Source organism: Secundilactobacillus oryzae JCM 18671, assembly GCF_000740055.1.
Classification (GTDB): Bacteria; Bacillota; Bacilli; order Lactobacillales; family Lactobacillaceae; genus Secundilactobacillus; species Secundilactobacillus oryzae.
In genome coordinates, this window is record NZ_BBJM01000016.1 from 16,426 (window position 1) to 38,278 (window position 21,853).

At 44.1% G+C, this 21,853-nt stretch carries 17 protein-coding genes and 1 riboswitch; of the genes, 10 read left to right on the forward strand and 7 right to left on the reverse strand.

All coding sequences use genetic code 11. From position 1 onward, the window contains the following. Window positions 1–5 precede the first annotated feature (5 nt). Window positions 6–842, forward strand: coding sequence for a C39 family peptidase (locus LOSG293_RS05335; RefSeq protein WP_034527914.1), 837 nt, complete (start codon window positions 6–8; stop codon window positions 840–842). Window positions 843–899: 57 nt separating this feature from the next. Here the strand turns inward: LOSG293_RS05335 and LOSG293_RS05340 are convergent, their stop codons facing one another. Beyond that, complete coding sequence (locus LOSG293_RS05340) at window positions 900–2,528, reverse strand: gamma-glutamyltransferase family protein (RefSeq protein ID WP_034527917.1); 1,629 nt, start codon at window positions 2,526–2,528, stop codon at window positions 900–902. A 351-nt stretch (window positions 2,529–2,879) separates the two neighbouring features. On the opposite strand from LOSG293_RS05340, the gene LOSG293_RS05345 reads away from it, so the two are divergent. Continuing rightward, complete coding sequence (locus LOSG293_RS05345; protein ID WP_034527919.1) at window positions 2,880–3,797, forward strand: IS30 family transposase; 918 nt, start codon at window positions 2,880–2,882, stop codon at window positions 3,795–3,797. 327 nt (window positions 3,798–4,124) lie between these two features. Here LOSG293_RS05345 and LOSG293_RS05350 read toward each other — a convergent pair whose 3' ends face one another. The 3 genes from LOSG293_RS05350 to LOSG293_RS05355 all read right to left on the reverse strand — a co-directional run bounded on the left by LOSG293_RS05350 (window position 4,125) and on the right by LOSG293_RS05355 (window position 7,154). Further along, on the reverse strand, window positions 4,125–4,640 hold the full coding sequence (locus LOSG293_RS05350; protein ID WP_369690585.1) for a helix-turn-helix domain-containing protein: 516 nt from the start codon (window positions 4,638–4,640) through the stop codon (window positions 4,125–4,127). After that, the gene (locus tag LOSG293_RS09965) at window positions 4,616–4,771 is read right to left on the reverse strand and encodes a hypothetical protein (RefSeq protein WP_160171707.1); all 156 of its coding nucleotides are present in this window, start codon (window positions 4,769–4,771) and stop codon (window positions 4,616–4,618) included. The genes LOSG293_RS05350 and LOSG293_RS09965 overlap by 25 nt, the downstream gene beginning before the upstream one ends. 382 nt (window positions 4,772–5,153) lie before the next feature. Then, a complete protein-coding gene (locus tag LOSG293_RS05355) occupies window positions 5,154–7,154 on the reverse strand; it encodes a cation:proton antiporter (RefSeq protein ID WP_051907229.1) in 2,001 nt (666 codons plus the stop codon). Window positions 7,155–7,675: 521 nt separating this feature from the next. On the opposite strand from LOSG293_RS05355, the gene spx reads away from it, so the two are divergent. After that, on the forward strand, window positions 7,676–8,074 hold the full coding sequence (spx, locus tag LOSG293_RS05360) for a transcriptional regulator Spx (RefSeq protein ID WP_034527927.1): 399 nt from the start codon (window positions 7,676–7,678) through the stop codon (window positions 8,072–8,074). A gap of 97 nt (window positions 8,075–8,171) precedes the next feature. Here the strand turns inward: spx and LOSG293_RS05365 are convergent, their stop codons facing one another. Further along, window positions 8,172–8,492 carry an ATP cone domain-containing protein gene (locus LOSG293_RS05365; RefSeq protein ID WP_034527930.1) on the reverse strand — a complete coding sequence of 107 codons (321 nt, stop codon included), beginning with the start codon at window positions 8,490–8,492 and terminating at the stop codon, window positions 8,172–8,174. 607 nt (window positions 8,493–9,099) lie between these two features. Between LOSG293_RS05365 and LOSG293_RS05370 the strand changes: the two genes are divergently transcribed. From LOSG293_RS05370 to LOSG293_RS05390, 5 genes are all read left to right on the forward strand, one after another. Then, the gene (locus LOSG293_RS05370; protein ID WP_439950831.1) at window positions 9,100–10,680 is read left to right on the forward strand and encodes a peptide ABC transporter substrate-binding protein; all 1,581 of its coding nucleotides are present in this window, start codon (window positions 9,100–9,102) and stop codon (window positions 10,678–10,680) included. A gap of 405 nt (window positions 10,681–11,085) precedes the next feature. Then, window positions 11,086–12,711, forward strand: coding sequence for a peptide ABC transporter substrate-binding protein (locus LOSG293_RS05375; RefSeq protein WP_034527936.1), 1,626 nt, complete (start codon window positions 11,086–11,088; stop codon window positions 12,709–12,711). 17 nt (window positions 12,712–12,728) lie between these two features. Then, window positions 12,729–14,087, forward strand: a complete 1,359-nt coding sequence (locus LOSG293_RS05380; RefSeq protein ID WP_034527939.1) for a M20/M25/M40 family metallo-hydrolase — start codon at window positions 12,729–12,731, stop codon at window positions 14,085–14,087. Window positions 14,088–14,148: 61 nt separating this feature from the next. Beyond that, window positions 14,149–16,134, forward strand: coding sequence for a S9 family peptidase (locus tag LOSG293_RS05385; RefSeq protein ID WP_034527942.1), 1,986 nt, complete (start codon window positions 14,149–14,151; stop codon window positions 16,132–16,134). An 18-nt stretch (window positions 16,135–16,152) separates the two neighbouring features. After that, window positions 16,153–16,995, forward strand: a complete 843-nt coding sequence (locus LOSG293_RS05390) for a metallophosphoesterase family protein (protein WP_034527943.1) — start codon at window positions 16,153–16,155, stop codon at window positions 16,993–16,995. A gap of 82 nt (window positions 16,996–17,077) precedes the next feature. Here LOSG293_RS05390 and dapF read toward each other — a convergent pair whose 3' ends face one another. Together dapF and LOSG293_RS05400 are read right to left on the reverse strand one after the other, a co-directional pair. Continuing rightward, window positions 17,078–18,082, reverse strand: a complete 1,005-nt coding sequence (gene dapF / locus LOSG293_RS05395) for a diaminopimelate epimerase (RefSeq protein ID WP_034527945.1) — start codon at window positions 18,080–18,082, stop codon at window positions 17,078–17,080. A gap of 14 nt (window positions 18,083–18,096) precedes the next feature. Beyond that, entirely contained in the window at window positions 18,097–19,473 is a 1,377-nt protein-coding gene (locus LOSG293_RS05400) for an aspartate kinase (RefSeq protein ID WP_034527947.1), read from the reverse strand. Between the two features lie 207 nt (window positions 19,474–19,680). After that, window positions 19,681–19,863: riboswitch (Lysine riboswitch) on the forward strand. 104 nt (window positions 19,864–19,967) lie between these two features. Here LOSG293_RS05400 and dapD point away from each other — a divergent pair. Next, window positions 19,968–20,678: a 2,3,4,5-tetrahydropyridine-2,6-dicarboxylate N-acetyltransferase gene (dapD, locus tag LOSG293_RS05405; RefSeq protein WP_034527949.1), complete on the forward strand. Its 711-nt coding sequence runs from the start codon at window positions 19,968–19,970 to the stop codon at window positions 20,676–20,678. Between the two features lie 4 nt (window positions 20,679–20,682). Further along, window positions 20,683–21,834: an N-acetyldiaminopimelate deacetylase gene (locus LOSG293_RS05410; RefSeq protein ID WP_034527951.1), complete on the forward strand. Its 1,152-nt coding sequence runs from the start codon at window positions 20,683–20,685 to the stop codon at window positions 21,832–21,834. Window positions 21,835–21,853: the final 19 nt, after the last annotated feature.

Consider the following 21,853-nt stretch of genomic DNA (forward strand, 5'->3'; position numbering starts at 1 on the left):
CTATTATGAAAATTAAATCAGTGATTGTGGCAGTTGCCCTTGTAGTATTTGCCCTCGTACTTAAAACCGATAGTGTCTATGCCAGTACGACATCGCCTATTTATAAACCGGTCGTTAGCCTGAAGAAGGTTAGTTACTATACTAAAATGAGAAGTAGTGGCCACAACTATGGCTTGTATCACTCCGGTGCCTACCAAACATCCGAGGATAATATGCACAAAATTGGTTCTAGATTGACGTATAAGGGCAAGACTATTCACGTTACTCGTGAGCAGAAAACGGCAGATGGGACTTGGCTTAAGTTCACCTACAATCATACTTATACCGCTTGGATGCATCAAAACGGCATAGTTAAATCGTTCCGCTACCTATCCGTCCCGTTGATTGCCCAACGGCCGGAATTGCCTACTGGCTGTGAAATTACCGCAACCGCAATGATGTTGAACTATGCAGGTGCCAAGGTTTCTAAAATGACGTTAGCCAAGGAAATGCCACGTAGTTCGAACCCGAACAAAGGATTTGTAGGGAGCCCTTACTCTACCTCTGGCTGGTACGTTTATCCGGGTGGCCTCAAGGGGATCGTCAAAAAATATACCGGTTCTGCCGTGAACATGACAGGTCAGTCCTTCGCCAAAATTAAGGCGAAGATAAATGCTGGGCGGCCCGTTGTTGTTTGGCTAGCAAACATGCATGGTTTTCCCAACCATGCCGTAACCGTTCGGGGGTATTCGAGTAGCCGAGTTTATTATAATGACCCGTGGACGTACAAGAAGACCAGTATGTCGATTACCAGTTTTCAAAAGCACCGTAAGCTGGATGCGTATAGAGCACTGAGTTATTAAAATGAATCGAAAAAAGTATCAGGACTGAACAGTCTTGATACTTTTTTGTTTGGTTACTTACCATGCAGAGATGGCGCCATCAGTTCGACTGTCTGATCCACCGACGAAGGTTCCGGTATTGGAATTTCGCCAAATGATTTGCCCACGGCCAAACGTATTAGGTTCAGGATTAATTGATATTTCGTGCCCAGCATCACGTAGTTCGGATAGGAGCGATGTGCTAAATTCTCGTTCAAATTCTACCTGGTTTCCCTGAGTCCATTGAAAACGTGGCGCATCTAAAGCACCTTGAGGGTCCAGACCGAAGTCAATACAATTCATCAGCACTTGTAGGTGTCCTTGGGGTTGCATAAAACCACCCATGACACCGAATGGTCCAATGGGTTCGCCGGCTTTTTGCAAGAAGCCCGGAATGATGGTATTAAGTGGCCGTTGACCGCCACGCAAGAAATTAGGTGAGGTCGGATCAAAGGAAAAATTGTTACCACGATTATTCATCGCAATGCCGGTATCGGGGATGACAATGCCGCTGCCAAAGCCCATGTAATTGCTTTGGATATATGACACCATGTTGCCTTCGCTATCTGCTGTACATAAATAAACTGTGCCACTGTTGTTGGGATTTTCTTGTCGTGGTAATTGTGCCTCATTTGTAAGCCGATTCCGTAATTCCGAGATGTAATCAGGAGCCAGTAAGGATTCGGGTTTTATTTTCATCTGGGTGGGATCAGCCACATGCGCAAATAAGTCATTGAAACCGAGTTTTAACGCCTCGATTTGTTTATGGATCGTTTCGAAAGAATCTCTACTATCGAAATTGAAATTGTCGAGAATACTCAATGCTTCCGAGACAACGATTCCCTGGCCATTTGGAGGTAGTTCCAGTACTTCGTAGCCGTGGTAGTTCACGCTAAGGGGATCGACCCATTGGGGGTGGTAATCAGCCAAATCGGATTGATGTAAGAAACCATCTGCGCTTTCGGAAGCCGCGATAATCTTTTCAGCCAGCTGCCCTCGATAAAAGGATTCGGCATTGGTCGCACCAATTTCTGCTAGAGTTTTTGCTTGATCAGGATTGACCCAGACGTCCCCGGGTTCAGGCGTCAGACCATTTTTGGTGAAGATTCGTTTCCACTCACTAAAAGGAGTGGCGAATGCCGTATCGTTCTGAGCACTCTTTTCGTAGTTTTTAAGAGCGCGTTTCCAGAAAAACGATAGCGTTTGTGGAACAGCAAAGCCCGATTTAGCATACCGAATAGCAGGTGCAAGGTCTTCTGATAAAGATAACTTGCCAAATCGTTCCACTAACGCTGCCCAAGTCGCTGGTGTACCGGGTACGTCTACCGGATTCCAACCGTGTTTTGGCAATTTGTCAAAACCCCGTCGTGCTAATTCTGTCATCGAAATACTGGCAGGTGCGGGCCCGCTACCATTGAGGCCGTAAGATTTACCTTGAAAACTGATGATGGCAAAGGCGTCTGAGCCAATCCCATTTGATGTAGGTTCGACAACAGTAAGCGCAGCCGCTGTTGCGACTGCAGCATCTATGGCATTTCCACCCTGCTTTAGGATTTCTAGTCCTGCTTGCGAAGCAGCGGGTTGAGAAGTGGCCACCATGCCATTTTTGGCGTAAACCGCCTTTCTTGATCTTGGATATGGATTGAAATTATTCGAAAAAACTGTCATTCTACGCCCTTCTTGCATTTAAATTAGAGTCTATTCGTTTTATTCTAATTATTTTCTAATAATAAATCAATGGTAGTGGTAAAGGGTTTCGTCAACGAAGGACTATAATTTTTGAGAACCTTGGCAAAGGGAAATCTATTCCAGTATAGATTTTTATTGTTGAACAGATTCTAGTATTTTTGATTTATTTCATAAGCTAGTAAATTTCTATGAAATTATAAGAAATCCAAAAAAATAGCGGAATTTAATTAATATTTGGTAGATTGTAAAATTAAACCGAACACTTGAATAAAAAAGCCGCAGCGCCTTTAATGGTAATTGTCTAAAACAACCATAAAGGAACTGCGACTCATGACTAGTTTATCATCTCAAGAACGCACTGTCATTCAAACTTTACTCGAATTGAATTATTCTGTTCGTGCCATTGCGCGCTTTATTAAACGCTCTCCTTCAACCGTTTCGATTGAAATTCATCAAGTTACACCCTATAAAGCTGAGATTGCTCATGCGTTGGCATTGAAAAAACGTCATCTACGTGGTCGACATGACACGCTAACACCAGCTATTGCTGTCTTTTTGAATCACCACATTGGTATATTGAAGTGGTCACCAGAAACCGCTGCGCATGTTTTAGGGTTACCTTTCAAAACGATTTATAATTGGCTCAATGCTGGTCGACTCAAACTATCATTGGCTGATTTACCTGACAAAGGTATCCGTCAAAAGTGTCAATCTGATGGTAGACGACAAGTATTTGTGCATGGTCGTTCGATTGAAACGAGACCTGAAAGTGTGAAAGCACGACAAACCTTTGGACATTTTGAAGTTGACACCATGCAATCGGGTAAAAGACGTGGCGATGTGCTGGTGACAATTACTGAAAGACTAAGCCGGCAACATATCGTGAGACAGGTCACTGGGCGCAATAGTGAGGCAGTGACACCAGTCTTAATTCATTTTTTTCAAGGGATCAAAAATGCCAAGTCAATCACTGTTGATCGTGGGCGAGAATTTGCAAAATATAACGAAATCGAGCAAAAACTAGGCCTTCCAGTCTATTTTGCGCACCCATATTCACCAGAAGAACGTGGGAGTAATGAGATATTAAATCGATACGTCCGTCGTTTTATACCGAAAGAACGCAAAATTGAAACAGTTAGCGCCAAAGAATTAGATCAAATTAATCATTGGATCAATGCGAGACTAATGAAAACACTCAACTGGCAATCACCACGAAAGGTTTTTCAGCAGTTTGCAGTGTTCGGTTAATTCTTGCAATCTACCAATAATTTCACTTTCTGAAGAGACCATGGCGGGGAATTGGGCTTCATTGAAGCGCTCAAAGTAACTACTAATGAGGCTACCGAGCTGAGTGTCCAGTGTTTTGAATTTATCCTGAAGTTCGTCAGAAAGTATCGTTACTGGTGCGCCAACGAATTCTTGGCTTTCCAAGAAGAGTAGCAGAAAATCAACCTCACCGCTAACCTGATCATTGGAAATTGAAATATGATTTTGAAAGAAACTTGCAACGGCCTCGGATGCGCTGGAATTTTCATATTGTACATCACTCGCTAAATTTCCAATACCATGGCCATTTCATATTCGTGCAAGTTGGACTTGTAAGAATAAGTTTAATTTGGCGAACTTAACTGGCGACAGAGAAATTGAGTAAGTCATCGCAATTAAATTCATGAACTTAGAAGTGAGGGCGTTGAGAGCTGGAAACGGATCTTCAATCCCGTTGAAAAAATGTTGATAAAAGTCAATCAAGCTCAAGCGCTTAATGAATTCAACGTTCTGAATGACGCTTCTAGCTGGTGAAAACATCGATAGATCTGCGACAAGCTGATTAACTTGATTTCGAATATTATAAAATTGGGCTTGGCTAATAAAGTTATCCTCTAAAAATTTGTGGCGTGAAGCGTGGGACTCCATGTATTCAAATTGAAGGACACGAAAAAGAATCGACTTTTTTAAATAAAATAACTGAAATTTTCTGAGATCAATCGTAACTGAACTAGAAAAAGTGAGGACATCTTCAGTTAGTATAAGCGAGGAAGTATTGTCGAATTCTTTAAGATCGAGTGTTAACTCATCAAATATTTTTTTAATTTATATCGTGATTCATGAAGTTCGGAACTAATAATCTTAATTGGCAATTTTCGGTTAGGCGCGTCAAGTAAATGTTCCAATAGTTCAAATTTCAGCTGATCATTTCTTTCTAAAAAAGATATGTAGTTCATGCAGAACCCCCCCTGTAAAGGAACTATGAGCTATAGTAATTGTGCATAGTTTCATTATATCTGCTTAATGGGGTGTACCATTTGACTAAAAGAAATATATTTCCATAAATTTTAAATAATGGACAAGAATTATGTAATTTATTAAGTGCATATACCAAAATGATTATAAAAATCCAAGATGCTAGCCAATCGAGATAAAAAAAGTCCGTCACCGGGGAAGTGACGGACACATAGGAGTAGGTGACTTATTTACATAAGTCGAAATTTTACTTTGGAGGAGTAAAATGAAAAAGCTTAATATTAGTTACTAATATTAGGTTATGAAAATATAATAGCACCAAAATGTGAAGAAAGTGTGACGTTTGACCTGAAATTCAATTTTTTAGTTTGAACTACTTTGCATATAAGCAAGTTCATCGGTCGAAATTTGTTGATAGAGGTCATTTCCCAGTTCTTTAGAAATATTGCCGCTTTGAACTTCATTTTGAACGAAATTATACTCAAACTGAAAAGCTTTTAAAAATAGTTCCTGTTCATGGTCTTGATCAGCTTGATTAGCTAAATAACGACTATGATGCTGGTTATACGTGTGTCGCACAATATCAACTTCGGCGGTATTGGTGTGGTTATGGATTTCGTTTAGGTAAGCAATGACGCGATCAAAGACACGATTTTCCATTTGCATCATATCCGTGTGCATTTGAGTGAGTTGGGCCAAACGTTGGTCGCCGTTTCGGCTTTGATTATCAAGCTGAGCGGCGATTTTTTGTCGATTGCGATTGAGTCGTGTTTGCTTCGAGCTTCTTCGTATTTTAAATGTAAGCCGGCGCATAAATTGCTTCCAACGATTGCCTTGGCTGAATCGATTATGAAAGGTCATCAAGCGAAGGTAGGCTTGTGCCGACTGACTTGAAATTTCGCCATTACGTTCCATTTCTAATACGACATCGGTGGCGATTTGATTGGTGTGGTCAAGCATTGCCTGGAGATTTTTACGATTGGGACGGGTAGTGCGCCCCTTTTGGCTCAGAAGTGTTTCGATGACTTTGGATACTGGAGGGTCATTTTGGGGAGAACTAGCGATTAATTGGGCAGAGGCATATTCGACCATTCGGTTTCGGTGATTGGTAATTTCCTCATCCGAGGTGGCAACCTCTTTTTTGGGTAGGATAAAAGGTAAAATGACGGTTGGAACAATCAAACTGATAATAATTACTTCGGCAGCAACGAAAATGATGGCGTCCCGAAATGGTAATGATTGCCCAAAAGCGGTTAAGGGGAGTGAAAAGGCCATGGCTAGCGTAATTGTGCCGTGGACACCGGCGATGGCATTAATAAATGCAGCGGAGTGAATTTTTTGTTTTTTTACGCCCAATTCCGCAAAACCGAAGCGAATCCAAATGTAACGGATAAAGATTCCAAATAAATACAAGATGATGCCCAATACGAGGAGTCGTGGTAATTCGTTAAATTCAGAGTGGACGATGTTGAGCCAAACTGTTGGTAACGTTGCGCCAAGTAAAACGAATACAAAGCCGTTGAGCATGTTTTCAACAATCTGCCAGGCAGTTTTATTCTCCATCTGGAGTTGAGTTGAAGATAGACGAAAGCGACTCTGTGACAGGCCATGAACTAGTCCAGCCGCAACTACCGCTAAGATGCCGGATAGGCCAACGCCCTCTGCGATGAGGTAAATAGCGAAGGGGGTCAAAAGGTTGTAGGGGATGATGACGGCAGCGGGGTTCATCGTTTGCTGAATCAAAAATAGTCGAATGCTGACCGTCACGGCTCCGAGAAGAATTCCGACAAGTAGACCTCCCAGGAAAACAACCAGGAAGTGTTCGATCCCATCTATGACCGAGAACTTTCCGGTAAGGAAGGTCGTCAGGGCTAAGTCAAAGGCAACAATTCCGGAAGCATCATTAAATAATGATTCGTTTTTGAGCGCGTTCATAATCTTAGCTGGCATCTGCAGTTTGCTGGTAATCGAAGTTACAGCGACGGCATCCGTGGGCGTAATGATGGCGGCTAGCGCAAAGGCCAGTGCAAGTGGCAACGTTGGTAGTGTGCGATGCGCCACGAATCCGGAGGCGACGACACTAACAATGACGAGAAGAACGGACAGGGAGAAAATTGTTCCCTGTTTACCACGAATAGTTTTCGTATCCGCATTTTGCCCGTCGTTAAACATCAGTGGGGCAATCACAATCATTAAGAAGAGTTCGGGTTCCAAAGTGAAGTGAGCGAATAAGGGCACGAGGGCGAGTAATAGGCCGGCGCCAATTTGGTAAAACGCTAATGGTACTTTGTCGTACCAGGTATAGATCATATTAGTGACGATGGTCGCGATGAATAGCAACGCGATTAAGAAGAAATCAGTCACGGTAAAAACCCCTTTAATTAAGAAATGAATTGCTAACAGCAGTGTACCGCAAACGACTAGAAGTTCACAGTTGTTCGTTTATTAGATTAAAATGAAACTTGTTGCTGACGCTAAGTGAAATAAATTTCAAACTCAAATTATCGGCTACAGTAGTGGTAATAAACCAATTTTACACAATTTAATTTTTAATTGTTGAAGTTATTAATTCTGATTAACAATAATAAATACGAACAATTCGAATATATATAAAATTATAGTTCGTGTAACGTTTGTGAAACATAAAATGGGCTTAATCTTCATAATCGTTGATAAATAAAGTTTATAGCAACTTTTAGTAAAAAGGCTTACTAAGGATTTTACTTTCAAAAAGTATGTAGAATGGGGTTGATTATTCGGAAGAACGTGGTAATATAAGTATAGTCATAGGGAAGGGATAGGATTTTTGTATAACGCTTTCATAGTGACTTAGGGCAAAGTAGGGGTTCCATCGTTATAATTTCAAACGATAAGGAAGTGTAGTTATGATTAATTTATATATCGCGCCAAGTAGCGCATCAAGTCGTAAAGCACGTGCATGGCTTAAGAGTCACGATATTCCATTCAAGGAACGTAACATTAAGTCTAATCCGCTAAGTACTGATGAAGTGAAGCAAATCCTTCGTCTTACTGAAAATGGCAGCGAGGACATCATTTCAACGCGTTCCAATATTTTTAAGGATCTTCACGTTGATTTGGATGATCTTTCGGTCAGCCAACTTGTTGATTTAGTTGTGAAATACCCAGATTTGATTAAACGACCAATTATCTTTGATGATAAGCATCTAGAAGTTGGTTATAACGAAGAAGAAATTCGTCGATTCCTTTCACGAGATGTTAGGACGGCCGAGTTGCGTGAATTAGAATCTCAACTAAGTTCATAATTGAGCATCTGATGCGGGACATTATGATGTATTTAAAAAGGCGTATCTCCTTGCGGAGATGCGCCTTTTGTTTAGGGTAGGGTTTTGTAAGTAGGTACTAAAAGAATGAGAGCTGTTGCCCAGAAAGCTCAGAATCGTCACGTTGCGCCGTATACTTCTCAGCTAACTCTTGGTGACCTAACAGATTCAATGTGTTAATAAATAACTGACGAATCGTCTGGGTATCGACTCTGGTGAAAGCGGCGAGTTGTGCCATGATCAGTGCATTAGCGCGCCGGATTAAATCAGAATCTTGAGTTAACTTTGACAGACTCTGCAAGATCTTTTGTCCATCAAACGTAACTTTCCGTCCGTTTTGCTTTTCGACATAACGGATCGAAATTTGGATGTGAGATTGTTGTGGCTTACGTGCATTCACAAGGCATAACTTCCTTTCTTTATGTTTTTAATTGTAACCCCAAAATGAGAATAGTGCAACGATATATAGTTTGTATCCAAGGACATTATCCAATATATTGTGTCCAAAAACGAGTAAAGTAACAGAGCGTTAGGTTAGCTTTCGGAATGATTATTTTAAATTTGTCGCTTGACTTTCATTGGGCTGTCCGTTATCGTAGGGTTTATTAAATATCGATTATAAAATGCTGAGATAAATCAGGGATGCGATTTCAAGAGATTCCAAGGGAGCACCGTTAGTTGGGAAGGTGTAATGTCTTGAAGATCAAAAGCTGATTTTGAGCATGATGACTCGTGAAGGGCCATCCGGGTGCAGCCGATACAATGCCAACATATCGCCGAGTCGACCGGCCGTATGTGAGTGATGGGGATTTCCCCATAATTAAGGTGGTACCGCGCTAAAGCGTCCTTTAGGAATTCATTTTCCTGAGGGGCGCTTTTTTATTTGATCTAGGCCAGATCAAGAAACGCTCGATTGTAATCGATATTTCAATTTGAAAATGGAGGAACTGCATATGTTTAAAAGAAGAGCGTCAATGATGATCCTGATTAGTGTTGTATTTGGAGCAATGGCAGCGTTAATGTCAGGATGTGCGTCGACAGCGGTTGGCGGTCAATCTATAGACAAAACACTTAAAATTACAATTCCCGGGGAACCGGCAACGGCCGATCCGACTAAAGTGATTGAAACTAACGGAGGTGCCGTGACCACGCAGACACAAGAAGGCATCTATCGTAAAAATGCAGATAATAAAATCGTGGCTGGGACCGTTGAAAAAATAGTTAAGCCAACTGAAAACGGAACTAAGTATACTTTTACAATTCGCAAGTCTGCTAAGTGGCAAGACGGTAAAGCAGTGACTGCTGCTGATTTCGTGAACGCCATTCAACGGCAGGCAGATCCCACAACCAAATCGCAATCAACGGAAAGCATCCAATATCTTGAAAACTTTGACGCCGTTAACAGTGGCAAAATGAAACGAACTAAATTGGGCATTCACGCCATCAATGATAGAACGTTTTACGTGAAACTTACTCGTCAGGTGCCTTACATGAACTACGAGTTTATGTCGTTCTACCCACTAGAAACGTCCGTCGTTAACAAGTATGGCGATAAGTACGGTACTTCGGCAACGACTATGTCCGCAAATGGTCCTTACGTTATGAAGGATTGGACCGGGACTAACGACAAGTGGACTTACGTGAAGAACAAGAACTACTGGAACGCTAAGAACGTGAAGATTTCAAACGTGAAGGTAACCGTAGTTAAAGAAGACTCAACGGCCGCCAACATGTTTAACTCAGGTCAGGTGCAACTGACGAGCATTTCGGGTCAGTACGTCAAACAAAATAAGGGTAACAAGGAAATGGTCGTGACCAAGACCGCCCGAAACAACTACCTGTACTTCAATAATAAGCGCAAAGTGACATCCAACGAAAATATTCGTCACGCTATCAGTTTGGTGATTAACCGTAAGCAACTAGCTACGAATGTTTTGGGGGACGGATCGGCAGTATCTGATAACATCGTGCCGTCCGGATTGGCCACCAATCCGAAGACCGGTGAAGACTTTAACACCGAAATGGGGAATCTCGCTCCCACTGATATTAAGAAAGCTATGGAATATTGGGAAAAGGCCAAGAAGGAGTTGGGTATTAAGACCGCAACGTTGGATTTGTTGACTGATGATGTGGATAACGAAAAGAAACTAGGCCAATACGTTCAGGGAACAGTTCAAAAGAATTTGAAGGGCTTGAAGATTAATGTAGTTTCAGTTCCTCATGCTACCCATGTTTCCCGCGATTTCAGCGCCAGTTTTGATATTGCAACGGTTGGTTGGGGTCCTGATTATAACGATGCCGACAACTTCCTTGCCCAAATGATTGAGTCCGGGTCAATTAACTTTTCTAAGTTTAAGGATGACAAGTACGAGGCCATCATGAAGAAGGTCGAACAAACGGATAAGTACACTGCTGAAGAACGCTACGAATTCCAAAAACAAGCGGACAAACGGTTGATGGAAATTGCTGCAGTGGCGCCGACTTACCAAGCGTCACAAGCTCATTTGATTAGTAGCAAAATTGGTGGTCTGAAGTATGACGCGTTCAGCGGATCAGGGAGTCCACTACAATACGCCTACTGGAAATAAGCAAATTGAAATGTCGAATTATGGTTGACAAGCTGAAATGGAATGATTATTATTAGATGCAAGTTAGAAATAGATGAGAAAACGATGATGAAGTTTAGTAACTATTTGAGGAGATTCAGCGACTTCCGGTTTGGTGAGAGGGAAGATCAAGTCATTTAGCGAATATCACTTCGGAGCGATGCGGTGAAAGTTGAGTAACCAACATTGGGTGCACCCATTACCGTGCTGAAAAATTGCCAGTCGCTGTGACGACTAGCAGCTTTGAAAGTGGCAGTTTAACTGCAATAAAGGTGGTACCACGCGAGAGCGCCCTTTGAGTTCAATCACTTGAGCTCGAGGGCGCTTTTTGTTTTCTCATCGCCTACGTAGTTTGTTTTTACATCGTTTATCTAGGAGGGAATACATATGAAGAAAGTTGTAGCATTTAGCACGCTGGCCGTGCTCACTGGTTTGACCTTGGCGGGCTGTGGTTCGGGTAAGGCAGCGGATCAGGATAAACCATTAAACGTGACGATGCCGGCTGAATTACAGGTGGCAGATCCTAACAAGGCAACAGATGCTTATTCGTTTTATATGATGCGACAAACGACGGAGGGTCTGTATCGCTTGAATAAGAACGGTAAGGTGGTTGCTGGGATGGCAACCAAACTGGTTAAACCAACTGCAGATGGGACTAAGTACGTGTTCAATTTGCGTAAGGACGCCCACTGGAGTAATGGGGACAAAGTGACTGCGCAAGATTTCGTCACTTCGTTTAGGCGACAGGTCGATCCAAAGACTAAGGCTCAATATGCTAATCGTTTGGCGATGTTTAAGAATTACGATGCTGTTCAAAAGGGAACTAAAGCACCTAGCGCATTAGGTGTTAAGGCAGATGGTAAGTATAAGTTGGAGTTTGAATTGAGTAAGTCAGATCCAACCTTTAACTTTGAGCTGGCAACACAATTGTTACCAGTTAACACTAAGTTAGTTGCTAAGTATGGTGATAAATATGGCACCAATTCAAGTCGAGTTGCCGCAAACGGCCCTTACGTTTTGAAGAATTGGAACGGAACCAAGGATACTTGGACTTATGCTAAGAACAACAAGTATTACGACAAGCAAAGTGTCAGAATTAAGAAGGTTAACGTACAAGTCGTTAAGACGCCAAGTACAGCTTTGAACTTGTTTAGTTCTGGTAAGCTTCAAGAAACGACAGCATCCGTTACTGGAACGACGGTTAAACAGGTTGAAAATACACCAAAATTGAAAAAGCAGATGGTCAAAACATTAACGAGTGCTATTTCGCTACAACAATTTAACAAGGACGGCAAAGTTAGTGGGAACGCTAATTTCAGAAAAGCAGCCGCAGCAGCACTTAACGTCAAACAAATGACAGATAAGGTAACGCAAGATGGCTCGCAACCTTTGAAAGGCATGGTGGCGACAGGGAATTCAACGGATCCGAATACTGGTAAGGATTTTGCAACAGCGGTCGGAAACTTGAATCAGCATAGTGATGCTAAGGCAAAGGCCTACTGGCAAAAAGCTAAGAAAGAGCTAGGTGGTGGGAGTCAAACTGTTAACTTGCTCATTAGCAACACTGATAACAATAAGAATGTTGCCGAATATGTTCAAAGCCAATGGGAAAAAGACATGCCGGGATTGAAAGTCACGATTACCTCAGTACCACTTCAACAAGAAATCAATAAGATGTTTAAAAAGGACTTTGACGTCGCACAGTTTGGTTGGACTGGGGATGAACCGGATCCAACGACAGATTTGGCCCTCTTCCAAAAGGGTAATTCCATTAACTTCACTGGCTGGAATGATAAGCAGTTCAACAAGTTGATGGATCAAGCTAATCAAACAACTGATACTAAGGCGCGTTTCAAACTATTGAAACAAGCAACCAAACGAGCAGCGGAAGTTCGTGCTTTTAATCCGCTTTATCAACAAGCCCAAGTTAGTTTAGTTAGCAGCAAAGTTGGTGGTCTCAAGTACTCAGAATTTAGTACGGCAGCCCAATACCGTTACGCTTACTGGAAATAAAAAGGAGGAAACCATTAATGGCTGATGAATTAGAACAAACTGTTAAAACCGTTTTAGAAGAGGATCACGCTCGTTTAGCCGAGTACTTAAGCATTGAAACCGTCTCAGCGCAGAACCGAGGCATCCAGGAAACCGTCGATTTTCTTAAGCGGGAGTTTACTAAGTTAGGCGCTGACAACGTCGAGACCTGGCAGGATGTGGGCGATTCGAATCCATTCATCTTTGCCGAGTTTAAGGCGGGTGAGAGCGGAAATGCTAATAAAACGTTGCTCTTCTATAACCACTACGACGTTCAGCCTCCAGAACCATTGGACGAGTGGACCTCAAAACCCTTTGAACTAACTGAAAAGGATGGGCAATACGTGGCCCGTGGGGTTTCCGATGATAAGGGTGAGTTGATGGTTCGACTATCATCAGTCAAAGTACTCCAACAAACCGGTGGACTACCATGCAACTTAAAGTTTATTGTTGAAGGTGGTGAAGAAGTCGGTAGTCCATTTGTTCCTGAAATGGTGGCCAAACATGCTGATCAATTGAAAGCTGATGCGCTCGTTTGGGAAACGGGTGGCAAGGATGCCGACGATAACTTCCAAGTTACATGTGGGTTAAAAGGAATTATGAGTTTTGAATTGACGGTTCAGACCGCCGAAAGTGACCTGCATTCCTCGCTGGCAGCGTACGCTGATAATGCGGCATGGCGCTTAACCAAGGCCTTGGCATCCCTCAAGGATGACAATAACCGCGTTCTGGTAGATGGTTTTTACGATGACGTTCGGAAATTGACGCCAACTGAAAAAGCAGCAGTTGAACAGCTCGAATTTAATGCCGCCACCACTCGGGAAACATTTGGCCTAAAACGCCCATTTGTGACGGAGGACCCCAAAACTGCACTCATCAATGATCCGACGATGACCATCAATGGCTTAACGAGTGGTTATGAGGGTGATGGGGTTAAGACGGTTTTGCCGAAGTTCGCTAAGGCGAAGCTGGATTGTCGTTTAGTACCTAACCAAGATCCAAAGAAAATTGCGGATTTGATTCAAAAGCAATTGGACAAGAACGGCTATGAAGATGTTCACGTCACCTTTTTGTTGGGTGAAGATCCCTTCCGCTCAAACTTAGATGATCCGTTTGTACAATTAGCAGTCGATACAGCGCACGAAGTTTACGGAAATAAGGTAAAATTAGTACCAAACGCAGCGGGTGGTGGTCCAGAAGCACCATTCTCTGAGACGTTAAACGTCCCAGTTGTGGCGGTCGGCTCAACGTTTGCTGGATCAGGCCCACATGCGCCGAATGAAAGTGTCAGAGTGGCGGATTACGCGCAAGATGTGTCGTATACGGCACGGCTTTTGAATCATTTCAAGGATTTATAAAATCTACTAAAACGAGGCGGTTCACCGGCTCGTTTTGGTGCATCGAAAGGATGGTTATTTCATGGCAAATCAGGTAAAGAAAGCGGAACAAGGCGTCGTCGTAGAGGACTTGTTCAAATTAATGTCACTGACACAGGTGACCCACGGCAATGAGCTAACCTTCTTCGTTGAGAACCAAGCGGATGAAGCTAAAAACGGCTACACGGCAAAAATCAGTAGTGTGTCTGATAAGGGCGAATATCGCGCTTGGGCAACGAATGGTGTGAACCTACAGCCGACATTGACGCCGAATGCTCTGTTTTACATTGGGCAAACGAGTGACGAAAAGAAGACCCCACAATTATTCAGGATGCCACTTGATGGCGGTACCGCAGTTCAAGTGACGAGTGGCAAAGCGAAGGTTCAGCAAGTTTTGGCTTCTGGTGACGGTTCAACGGTCTTCTTCACGACGCTGAGCACCGATGAAGAACCCAAGTTTAAAACGGTTGATAAACCACAAACGCGGCACGTCACCAAACTTTTTAGTCATATGGACGGCTATGGCTGGTTCCCTAATGACGCCAAATACGCCCTTAATTCACTCGATGTGGCTTCTGGAAAGGTAACACTGGTCTTTACTGGAGAGCACCCAGTTGCACTTACTGACGTCGATCTTGGCGGTGATTTCGTGCTTTACACTCGACCAACTCAACCTGATTTGGATACGGATCATGATATGACTAATGGGGTTTATGCTTACGATGTTACCCAGGCGAGTGAAAAATGGGTTACGGAAAGTGTTGCTGGTGGCTGTTTCTACGACGCTAGTTTCTCACCCGACGGCCAAAAGTTGGCGCTCATCGGAAATGACTTAAAGGTGGGCAGTCACACCGTGGATAACCTTTGGGTATACGAATTTGCGAGTGATAAGCTCACTAATCTGACGCATGCTGAGGATACGGTACACGTTGGTTACGTTGGTGAATTGGCAACCGATTTTGCGCAAAACCGAAAGGAAAAGGGCGTTTACTGGCTCGATAATAACCGTTACGTTTTCACGGCCTTACATCATGGCCGTAGCCAGATGTACACGGGGGATGAATCCGGCGTAAAGCTCGTGGATGACCAGCCACGCGAAGTTTATGACTTTGCGGTAGCGGGACCGAATAAGGTTGTCCTTTCCGTTTCTAAACAAGATCAACCAAATGAATTGGTGGAACTGGACTTGACGACTGGAGCTGAAACCTCACTTTTCAATCCTAATGCGGATTACGAGCGGCAACATACGTATAGTTCGCCAAAGCACTTTGACTATCGTGCTAGCGATGGTCAAGCGCTTGAAGGTTGGTACTTACCACCGCACAATCCTAAGGCGAAGAATCCCGTCTTACTTTACGTTCATGGTGGTCCTCACGCCGCTTATGGCGAGAGTTTCTTCTATGAATTTCAGGTTTACACAACGCTGGGTTATGGTGTTGTGTTTGTGAATCCCCGGGGCTCAACCACTTATGGTCAAGATTTTGTGGATGATGTGACGGGTCACTATGGCGAACGCGATTTTAGTGATGTGATGAGTGGTTTAGATTACGCACTTGAACATTTCCCAGAATTAGATGCTGATCACCAGTACATTGCCGGTGGTTCCTATGGTGGTTTCATGACCACTTGGACGGTCGGTCACACGGATCGTTTCAACGCGGCAGTTGCGCAACGGAGCGTCACGAACTGGATTAGTATGTATGGTTACTCGGACATTGGTTTCTACTTTAACCGTCAAGAGTTACGGGCCGATCTATTTGAAGAAGGCGGCGTGGAAAAGTATTGGAAGATGTCGCCTTTGGCCTATGCTCACAATGTCAAAACGCCATTGCGCTTGTTGCATGGTGAATGGGACATGCGTTGCCCAATCGGCCAAAGCGAAGAGTTCTATACCGCCGTTAAGCAAACGGGCACGGATGTCGATTTCATCCGCTACCCACAAGCTTTCCACGGCGTGTCACGGGACGGCTTTCCTAATTTGAGATTGCAACGAATCAAGGACATGGACGAGTGGTTCAGTCGCTATTAAGTTGAGAGGACGGTTTTGATGCAAAAGAAAGTCGCGGTTTTATCGGATGTTCACGGAGATGTCACCGCACTAAAGGCAGTCATTGCGGATAGTATCAAACAGGGTACGGATGAATACTGGTTTTTAGGCGATTTGATTTTGCCCGGGCCAGGCTCAGCTGACTTGTTTGACCTTATTACGGGACTCCAGCCAACCGTTTGGCTGAGGGGCAATTGGGAAGATTCTTATCTGCAATATTTATCAGGTGACGTGAATTTAACTGATCCTGGGGATGTTCATTTTGCGCGAATTGCCCAACGGCTGGATCGACAGTTACGACAATCAGACGTTGATAAAATGGCGCAATTACCGATTTCACAAACGTTAGAGTCGAACGGATTACGGTTTGGGTTATCACACAATTTACCTAACAAAAATAATGGTCGTGAGCTATTTCCGACGAATGGTCAGCAGAACTTTGATCAGTTATTTGAATTTGATAGTGACCTCGATGTGGCGGTTTATGGCCACATTCACCAACCACTTATGACCTATTCGACTAAGGGACAGTTGATTATTAACCCGGGGTCAATTGGCCAGCCGTTCGATTTTTGGCCGAAATTGTGGGCGGATTTACGTGCTCAGTACGTTATGCTGACTTTGGGCGACGGTACTATCGAAGTTGAATTTCGTAAGGTCGCTTATGACGTTGAAACTGAGTTGAATTTAGCGAAGACCGTTCACTTACCTTATTTTGAGCTATATAAGGAACTGCGCGAAACAGGCAGAACGCACACTCATGATGTACCGCTGCTGGCGGAATTGAACGAGAAGTATGGGTATGTGGATGAAGTTAGAGATTATTTGAAGAAACAGGGTTAAAAAATAAAAACAAACACCTCTCGAAAAGTTTGAGAAGTGTTTGTTTTTTGTATTAATATTCATAAATAGATGCATATTAATACTAAAGTTGCAATTCTGACACCCTTGGTAAGCCTGCCACGAATTCTTGATAAGCTGCTTCCTCATCAGTTGCCGTAATGGCAGTCGTCTCAGCCGTGACGTTAGCTTGATGAAGCGCTGATTCGGCGACTTCGATATGATGGGTTTCGGTTGCGTTACCCACTAAATCAATCCAGTACTGTGAATCGGTGTGGTGGACCTTAGTCTGGACCTTACCGCCAGGATTGTAAATCGTCATTGGCGTTTCAAAGTCAGCAGCTTCTGGATGGGTCATGGCGAAGGCTAAACTAGTGGCGGACATTCCAGTGCCACAAGCATTTGTAAAGCCAACGCCCCGTTCAAACGTCCGAACGAACAATTCATTATGGCCCAGAATCTCTGCAAAGTTGACGTTGACGCCATCAGGGAAGTAAGGATTGGTTCCGTTTAATTCGGTCCCGAGTTTAGCAAGTGCATCACTGTTCAACACCGCTGCACTTACGAAACTGATGAGGTGAGGATTGGGGACCGCCACTGAGGTAAACGTTAGGTCAGGGATGAAGGCCGGAACGGCTTCGTCAATTAACGTCTCAGTGCCAAGATTCTCGAAAGGCAAGGCTTCACGATTGAACCGAACTGGTGAAATTTCCACGCTGTACGCAGGAACTCCTGGGGCAAATTCTCCTTCGGCACTGACGGCTAAGTCAGCAGTTAGTGTTTCAACGGCAAAGTGGGTTTCGTCATGCTTTTCAGCTAAGTAGCGGGCAACGGTTCGCAGTCCATTGCCACACATTGAAGCCTCACTTCCGTCGGCGTTGATGACGCGCATTTGCCCGAGTGTTTCGTCGTGTTGAGAATCGTTAACAACCAATAAGCCATCTGCCCCACCTAAAATACCGGTATTGGGATCGGTGATTTGGCGACTAAGGGTGATTAGTTCGTCGTCGGTAAGTGCTGTGCTAAGTGTGGTTTGATCTAGCAAGAAAAATTGATTTTGAGAACCGTGAACTTTGGTGAGTTGTGCCATGAGATGGCCTCCTTTTACGAAATGAGTAGGTGTTCTTGGATGAAGAATTGATAGTAAATTTGTTTAACGGCCTCAGCCGCATCAGATTGACGGGTGCCCAGCATGATTGAAATTCGCGAAGCGCCTTGGTTGACCATGTGGACGCCAATCTGATTATCAGCCAACGGTGCCAAAATTTTGTCGATAACGCCAACATGTTCACGCATGCCTTCGCCGACCACCATGATGAGGGCATAGTCGTCAATCCACTCCAAAGTGTCAGGTTGCAAGGTTTGTCGGATATCGGCCAACATGTCCTTGATGGTCACGTCGTTGAGTTGAGATTTATCAAAAATGACGGTTAAATCATCGATTCCACTTGGCATGTGCTCATAAGAAACGTTGTACTTATAGAGAATTTGCAGCAATTTCAGTGTAAATCCGACTTCTTTGTTGAGCAGGTAACGGTGTAGATATAAGGCGGCAAACCGGTTGGAACTGGCGACCCCGGTGATTGTGCGGGTGGGCTCGAAACCGGCGTCAGGAACAATTAGTGTTCCAGGCAAATCGGGGTGGTTGGTGTTCTTGACGTTTATGGGAATATTGCCTTCGATGGCAGGGATGATGGCTTCGTCGTGGAAGACTGAAAAGCCAGCGTAAGAGAGTTCCCGCATTTCCCGGTAAGTCATCATTGAAATAGCTAAGGGATCCGGAATGATGCGGGGATCCGCCGCACAAATGGCGTCTACATCAGTGAAGTTTTCGTAAAGATCCGCACGCAAACCACGGGCTAAAATGGCACCCGTAATATCAGAGCCACCACGAGAAAAGGTCGCGATTTGACCAGATTCGGTGAAACCGAAGAAGCCTGGGAAAACTAGTTTTTCCGTTGGCGAAAATGAGCGTCGGGCCAAGTTGTCGTAAGTGACTGGCAAGACAGAAGCATTGTTGGGCTCGTCAGAAACCAATAGGCCAGCTTCCTTGGGATCGACATAACGGGCTTGCACGCCTAAATGGGTCAAAATGGTTGCCATCAAACGAGCATTGAGTCGTTCACCGTGGGCCATAAAGGCGGCCATTAAGTAGTGATTATCTGGGTAAGTTACTTCTGGCAGTTGGTGTAACGCGTTTTTAATGAAGCTAATTTGCGCTGCTTCAAGACCAAAATAAGTGGCAATATCGAGGTAGCGTTTAAAAATGGTTGTTACGACTTCGGCAGTGGATTGTTGTTCAATGGTCAATTTTGCATATTTAACCAAAAGGTCGGTTACCTTCGTATCATCAGAATGACGTTTGCCTGGTGCGGAGGTCACGATAACCTGACGATCTGGGTCAGCGTTAATGATATCAATAGCGTTTTGAAAGGGCTGACCAGCTGCGAGTGAGCTACCGCCGAACTTAATGACTTTCATGGATAAGGTCCACTTCTTTCAGTTCTCAAAATTAGATAATTATGAGATTTATAATTTAGCTTGCATTCTAACATCCTGATTTTTTGATGCAAGCGTAATTTCTTGAATTTGATTCCTGATTTGGTGGCCTTTAAGGAAGAAACTATTTTTTGTGAGGAAATTATAATATTCTCTTGACACTCTCATAAAAGAATAATAGACTTTAGAACATATCGAAGAGGTTGCAACCAACATGAGTGGCTGATGGAGTTCCTGCAAGAACGCAGAAATCAGTTAAAAGGGGCGGTTGCCGAAGCGCTAGTCAATGCAGTGGCTGGTTAGCTGGGACGTGATTGAATAAGTCACGGACTGTCGCGAGCAAATAGCGCTCGCGGGGCGCTTTCGACACAATGAGACCTGATAATTAATGATAATTCTGGGGGACCCATTTGTTTGTTTAAGCGCAAGCAAATGGGTCCTTTTTTGTATAAATTTTTGGCAAAGGGTGAGAGACGATGACAAAACTAGACGCACAAGTAATTATTGATTTTATAGGCAACGCAGAAAAGAAGACCCCGGTGAAGGTGACAATTAAGGGTGAGCTTGCTGATTTAGTAGTTCCCGAGACCATCAAGGCCTTCATCGAAACTAAAACGGGCGTCTTATTCGGCGATTGGCAGGACGTTAATCCGTTCCTTATCCAAAATGCCGACGGGATTACCGACTTTGAAGTTGAAAACGATGCTCGTAACTCTGCGGTACCATTGCTGGACTTGAAATCAATCAACGCTCGCATTGAACCTGGTGCCATCATTCGTGATCAAGTCGTAATCGGTGACAACGCCGTCATCATGATGGGGGCCTTAATCAACATCGGTGCTGAAATCGGCGAAGAAACCATGATTGATATGGGTGCCGTACTTGGTGGCCGGGCTATTGTTGGTAAGCACGCGCATATTGGCGCCGGAACAGTTTTGGCTGGGGTGGTTGAACCAGCTTCTGCTGAACCCGTACGAGTAGGCGATGATGTCTTGATTGGTGCCAACGCCGTGGTTATCGAAGGCGTTCAAGTTGGTGAAGGTGCGGTGGTTGCTGCCGGCGCAGTTGTTACCCAAGACGTCGCGCCCCACACTGTTGTGGCTGGGGTTCCCGCACGCTACATCAAAGATGTCGATGCGCAAACCAATTCCAAAACTGGCCTTGAAGATGATTTAAGAAAGTTGTGATGAGATGGCTGTGTTAACTGAAACTGACTTAATTACGATTCGACGGGAGTTGCATCAGCACCCCGAACTCGCTTTGCACGAAACCGAAACGCATGAACGATTACTAACCATTATTGCTGATTTTAATCAGACGCACTTGCAAGTCCGGACGTTGCCCGAGCTGCCCACCGCGATCTTAATTCGGGTCACCGGTTCAGCCCCACAACGGACTATTGGTTATCGAACGGATATCGATGCGCTGCCCGTAACCGAGGCAACTGGTTTGGCTTACGCCTCTCAGAATCCAGGAATCATGCATGCTTGTGGACATGATGTTCATATGGCTGTTGCGCTTGGGGTGCTGAGTTACTTTGCTGAACACCAACCGCAAGATAACCTGATTTTCTTTTTCCAGCCTGCTGAAGAAAGCGAAAATGGCGGTAAGTTGGCTTACGAGATGAACGCATTTGAAGCCGACTGGCGACCGGATGAGTTTTACGGGTTGCACGATAATCCCGACTTGCCAGCTGGCGCAATTGGTTGCCGCATGGGCACCTTGTTTGCTGGGACTACTGAAGTCAATGTTGACTTCACTGGTAAAGGTGGCCATGCCGCTTATCCACAGGACGCCAACGACATGGTGGTTGCGGCGGCAGCCTTCATTAGTCAAATTCAGACCATTGTTTCTCGTAATGTTGATCCTATTGAAGGTGGCGTGATTACCCTAGGCAAACTCGAAGCTGGTACCATTCGTAACGTGATTGCCGAGACGGCTCACATTGAAGGGACCATTCGGGGTCTGACTCAGACAATGATTGAACACATTGATGACCGTATCCGCGATGTGGCTGCGGGAATCGCCAGGAGCTTTAACGCTGAAGTGACAGTCTCCCTTAATCAGGGTGGTTACTTACCTGTTGAAAATGATCCAGCACTAACGGCAAACTTCATTAACTATATGAAGGAAAATGAGTCAATTGAGTTTATTGAAACGGCACCGGCCATGACTGGTGAGGATTTTGGTTACTTGCTTTCCAAAATCCCGGGTACCATGTTTTGGCTAGGCGTAGGGGATGACGCACAGTTACATTCCGCTACACTGACCCCAGATGAAAGTGCCATCCAAGCAGGCGTCGATGCCATTACCGGTTTCATGACCTACAGAATGCTTCATTAAATAACTAGGAAGAAGTGAT

What these genes read in the sequence shown, in the direction of transcription:
- LOSG293_RS05335 (WP_034527914.1), top strand. Translation starts at nt 6, where the DNA reads ATGAAAATTAAATCAGTGATTGTGGCAGTTGCCCTTGTAGTATTTGCC.
- LOSG293_RS05340 (WP_034527917.1), bottom strand. Translation starts at nt 2,528, where the DNA reads ATGACAGTTTTTTCGAATAATTTCAATCCATATCCAAGATCAAGAAAG.
- LOSG293_RS05345 (WP_034527919.1), top strand. Translation starts at nt 2,880, where the DNA reads ATGACTAGTTTATCATCTCAAGAACGCACTGTCATTCAAACTTTACTC.
- LOSG293_RS09965 (WP_160171707.1), bottom strand. Translation starts at nt 4,771, where the DNA reads ATGAACTACATATCTTTTTTAGAAAGAAATGATCAGCTGAAATTTGAA.
- spx (WP_034527927.1), top strand. Translation starts at nt 7,676, where the DNA reads ATGATTAATTTATATATCGCGCCAAGTAGCGCATCAAGTCGTAAAGCA.
- LOSG293_RS05370 (WP_439950831.1), top strand. Translation starts at nt 9,100, where the DNA reads ATGGCAGCGTTAATGTCAGGATGTGCGTCGACAGCGGTTGGCGGTCAA.
- LOSG293_RS05375 (WP_034527936.1), top strand. Translation starts at nt 11,086, where the DNA reads ATGAAGAAAGTTGTAGCATTTAGCACGCTGGCCGTGCTCACTGGTTTG.
- LOSG293_RS05380 (WP_034527939.1), top strand. Translation starts at nt 12,729, where the DNA reads ATGGCTGATGAATTAGAACAAACTGTTAAAACCGTTTTAGAAGAGGAT.
- LOSG293_RS05385 (WP_034527942.1), top strand. Translation starts at nt 14,149, where the DNA reads ATGGCAAATCAGGTAAAGAAAGCGGAACAAGGCGTCGTCGTAGAGGAC.
- LOSG293_RS05390 (WP_034527943.1), top strand. Translation starts at nt 16,153, where the DNA reads ATGCAAAAGAAAGTCGCGGTTTTATCGGATGTTCACGGAGATGTCACC.
- dapF (WP_034527945.1), bottom strand. Translation starts at nt 18,082, where the DNA reads ATGGCACAACTCACCAAAGTTCACGGTTCTCAAAATCAATTTTTCTTG.
- LOSG293_RS05400 (WP_034527947.1), bottom strand. Translation starts at nt 19,473, where the DNA reads ATGAAAGTCATTAAGTTCGGCGGTAGCTCACTCGCAGCTGGTCAGCCC.
- dapD (WP_034527949.1), top strand. Translation starts at nt 19,968, where the DNA reads ATGACAAAACTAGACGCACAAGTAATTATTGATTTTATAGGCAACGCA.
- LOSG293_RS05410 (WP_034527951.1), top strand. Translation starts at nt 20,683, where the DNA reads ATGGCTGTGTTAACTGAAACTGACTTAATTACGATTCGACGGGAGTTG.